Raw genomic sequence first — 3,544 nt, 5'->3', positions numbered from 1 at the left:
TCAACGTGCACACCGCCCCCTCCCCCAACGCCAGGATCATCACCGCCCTCACGCAGGGAACCGGCGTCCACGCCACCGGCGAAGTCCACGGCAACTGGGTCCAAATCCGCGCCGACGGCCACACCGGCTGGGCATACCGCACCTACCTCACCGGCAAGGTCCCCGCTACCAAGGTGGACACTCCCTCTCGCAACAAGCACAAGGGGAGCGATACCAGTCGCGACCAAGCCCGTCCGCCGCGTCAGGATTCGAGCAATGGCGATTCGGACAGGGGTTCCGGTCCCATCGCCGGCCGCTGCATTGCCTCGTTCTACGACGAGCCGCAGACGACCGCCTCGGGCGAGGAGTTCGACCCGAACGCCATGACCGCTGCCAACAGGACTCTGCCGCTGGGCACCCACATCCGCGTGACCAACGTTCGTAATGGCCGCTCGGCTGTCGTCCGGATCAATGACCGTGGTCCGTACGTCGCGGGTCGTTGCATCGATCTGTCGCGTGCCTCGTTCGCCATGATTGCAGATACCAGCCAGGGGACGACCCCGATCACTTACACCATCCTCGACTGAGTATCACATCTCGGGGCGGACCGCCCCCTATATGCGTCTACTGGCTGTGCCCCCAACCCCGTGACGAAAACTGTCAGCCGACGCACGAACACGCCTTGACCATGAGAAATATGACCGTTTCTTGGTGATTTACGTCCGCTAGCCGTAGCCTAGGTTGTGTCATAGTTCACACCGTGGTGACGCTCGGGAACGAACCCGCAGCGCCACCTATCCACGTATGCCCCGTCACCGGTGATTGTCCAGACGGGGCCGCCAGGAAGGAACGCACGATGGGTTCGAGTGCAAGGTTCGTCGACGAAGACACCCAACTCGATTTCAACAAGGTTGTCGCTACTGACGGCCAGGTGGGTTACGACATCGCGGGTCTGCTCAACAAAACCAGCAACGTCATGATCGACCCGGGATTCGTCAACACCGCATCCTGCGAGTCGCAGATCACTTACATCGACGGTGAACAGGGAGTCTTACGTTACCGCGGCTACCCGATCGAGCAGCTTGCTGAGCAGTCGACCTTCCTTGAGACCGCCTACCTTGTCCTCTACGGAGAATTGCCAAGCAAGGCCCAGTTGGACGGCTTCGAGGGCCGCATCCGTCGCACCACCCTCATCGATGAGCGGATGCGCGACCTGTTCCGCTGCTTCCCCCGCCGGTCCCACCCGATGCCTGTATTGGCTGCCGGCATCATGGCTCTATCGACCTTCTCGCAGAAATCTTCCGGCACAGATCCCGACCAAATCGAGGCAGCCACGACTCGCCTCATCGCCAAGGTCCCAACTCTGGCCGCCTTCGGCTACAAGAACTCAATGGGCCAGCCGACCCTCTATCCCGACAACTCCTTGAGCTACGTCCAGAACTTCATCCGAATGAGCTTCGGCTTCCCGACCGAGCCCTATGAGTTCAATGACGAGATCACCCGCGCTCTGGAAACTCTGCTCATCCTGCATGTCGATCACGAGCAGAATTGTTCGACCTCGACGGTCCGTATGGTGGCGTCGTCGGGGGCCAACATGTACGCGGCGGTCGCCGCAGGCGTCAACGCCCTGTCCGGCCCAAAGCACGGTGACGCAAACCAGGCCGTCCTCGAGATGCTGCAGTTCATTCGCGACTCCGGTATGACTACTAAGGAGTTCGTCCGCAAGGTCAAGGACAAAGAGTCCGCCATCAAGCTCATGGGTTTCGGCCACCGGATCTACAAGAACTACGATCCCCGCGCAGCCATTATCAAGAAGCATACCGACCGCATTATGGAGCTTCATACCGGTCGCGAGGACCTTCTCGAGATCGCCAAAGAACTCGAAGAGACCGCGTTGAGCGACGACTACTTCAAGGAGCGCAAACTCTACCCCAACGTCGACTTCTACACTGGCCTCATCTACGAGGCCATGGGCTTCCCGATGAACATGTTTACTGTGCTGTTTACCCTGGGACGCCTGCCCGGATGGATCGCCCAGTACCGCGAGCAAGTTGCGACCGGGGGCAATAAGATCTGGCGTCCGCGTCAGATCTTCACCGGGTCTGACAAGCGCGATTACGTGCCGCTCAGCAAGCGCGCCTAACGTAATCCGGCCGGGACGGAAACTCGACCTCCCAGGCCGGCGTGCATCTGGGCCTCAACCCTCAATCTGCTGACATTCCGCTGCCGCCCCTGTATCTGGTCCCCCGTATTTGCCCCTCTGAACCATTTTTGTCAGTTCCGGGGCCGCGGTATCACCAGGGCGCCCCGACCACCCTCTGCTGGGGACTTTTGTTCACCGGGCTTCGAGTTGCGCCACGGTGCTCCTCCTTCGGTACGACGCCGATAGACTCCAGCGCATGGACCCGGCCGAGGCGATGAATCTCCCCAAAGTCGTGCTGCACGATCATCTGGATGGCGGGCTACGTCCGGCGACAGTTTTGGAACTCGCCGCGCAACGAGGCCGCCGAGTCCCTGCACAAACGTCCGAAGGCCTCGCCGACTGGTTCTTTGAATCAGCCGATTCCGGGGCTTTGGCCCGTTACCTCGACACCTTCACCGAGACTGTTTCCCTCATGCAAGATGCTGATTCCCTCCGGCGCATCGCACGGGAATTCGTGATAGATATGGCCGCTGACGGTATTATTTACGCCGAGACTCGATGGGCTCCCCAACAACATGTAACAGGTAGGTTGACCGCTGCGACGGCCACCGAGGCAGTCCAAGCTGGCCTGGTGGAAGGAATGGAAACCGCGTCTCGGTCGGGCAAGACGATCATCGCCCGCCAGATCCTGTGCCTCATGAGGCATCTCGACGTCCCCGAGGACGTGGTAGATCTTGCCGTCAACCATGTCCCGGGGGTCGTTGGCGTCGACATTGCTGGGCCTGAGGATGGTTTTCCGCTTGCTCCGTTTACCAACGCGCTGACGCGCGTCCAAAGGGCTGGAATCCACCTCACCGTCCATGCTGGCGAGGCAGCTGGGTCAGAGTCGATTCTTGACGCCCTTGACCACGGTGCTGAGCGTCTCGGCCATGGGGTGCGGATCGTTCAAGATCGCGACGAATCCGGGTGGGGCCCGACGGCCCGGCGGGTGTTGTCGGACCATGTGCCATTGGAGGTATGCCCGACATCGAACACCCAGACCGGCATATGCCGCAAGGTTGCAGAGCATCCACTATCGACGCTGTGGCCTGCCGGATTCAACGTCACGGTGAGCTGTGATAACCGCCTCATGAGCCGCACGACGACATCCCGGGAGATATCGCTGGTCTCTCAGATACTCAACTGGGACCGCGACGACGCCCTGACCGTCCAGCGCAATGCGTTACAGGCGGCCTTCTGTTCCCGGGAGGATAAACAGTCTCTCGTTCCTTTGCTGGCCTGAGTTCAGCGCAGTAGATGGTGGGGTGGTGTGGCCCACCATCATGAACCTCACAACACCTCAGAAACAGCCACACTCTCCATACCAAGCGCCTCACCCACAGGCCCACTCAACAACTTGCCATCATAAGTCGCCAAACCACG

General features: G+C 60.5%; 3 protein-coding genes. All 3 read left to right on the top strand.

What is annotated here, in order from left to right; genetic code table 11:
- On the top strand, positions 1–566 hold a 566-nt coding region (locus F1563_RS13315; protein WP_149302783.1), incomplete at its 5' end, for a septal ring lytic transglycosylase RlpA family protein.
- Positions 567–835: 269 nt separating this feature from the next.
- Entirely contained in the window at positions 836–2,122 is a 1,287-nt protein-coding gene (locus F1563_RS13310; RefSeq protein ID WP_002528504.1) for a citrate synthase, read from the top strand.
- A gap of 256 nt (positions 2,123–2,378) precedes the next feature.
- Positions 2,379–3,404 carry an adenosine deaminase gene (locus F1563_RS13305; RefSeq protein ID WP_050748898.1) on the top strand — a complete coding sequence of 342 codons (1,026 nt, stop codon included), beginning with the start codon at positions 2,379–2,381 and terminating at the stop codon, positions 3,402–3,404.
- Positions 3,405–3,544 lie beyond the last annotated feature (140 nt).

The organism is Cutibacterium modestum (assembly GCF_008326345.1).
Taxonomy (GTDB): domain Bacteria; phylum Actinomycetota; class Actinomycetes; order Propionibacteriales; family Propionibacteriaceae; genus Cutibacterium; species Cutibacterium modestum.
Note: the sequence above shows the minus strand (reverse complement) of the source record. Positions and strands in the feature narration are given on the sequence as shown.

Excerpts from the sequence above, each read along its gene's own strand:
- F1563_RS13305 (WP_050748898.1), top strand. The coding sequence starts at position 2,379 with ATGGACCCGGCCGAGGCGATGAATCTCCCCAAAGTCGTGCTGCACGAT.
- F1563_RS13310 (WP_002528504.1), top strand. The coding sequence starts at position 836 with ATGGGTTCGAGTGCAAGGTTCGTCGACGAAGACACCCAACTCGATTTC.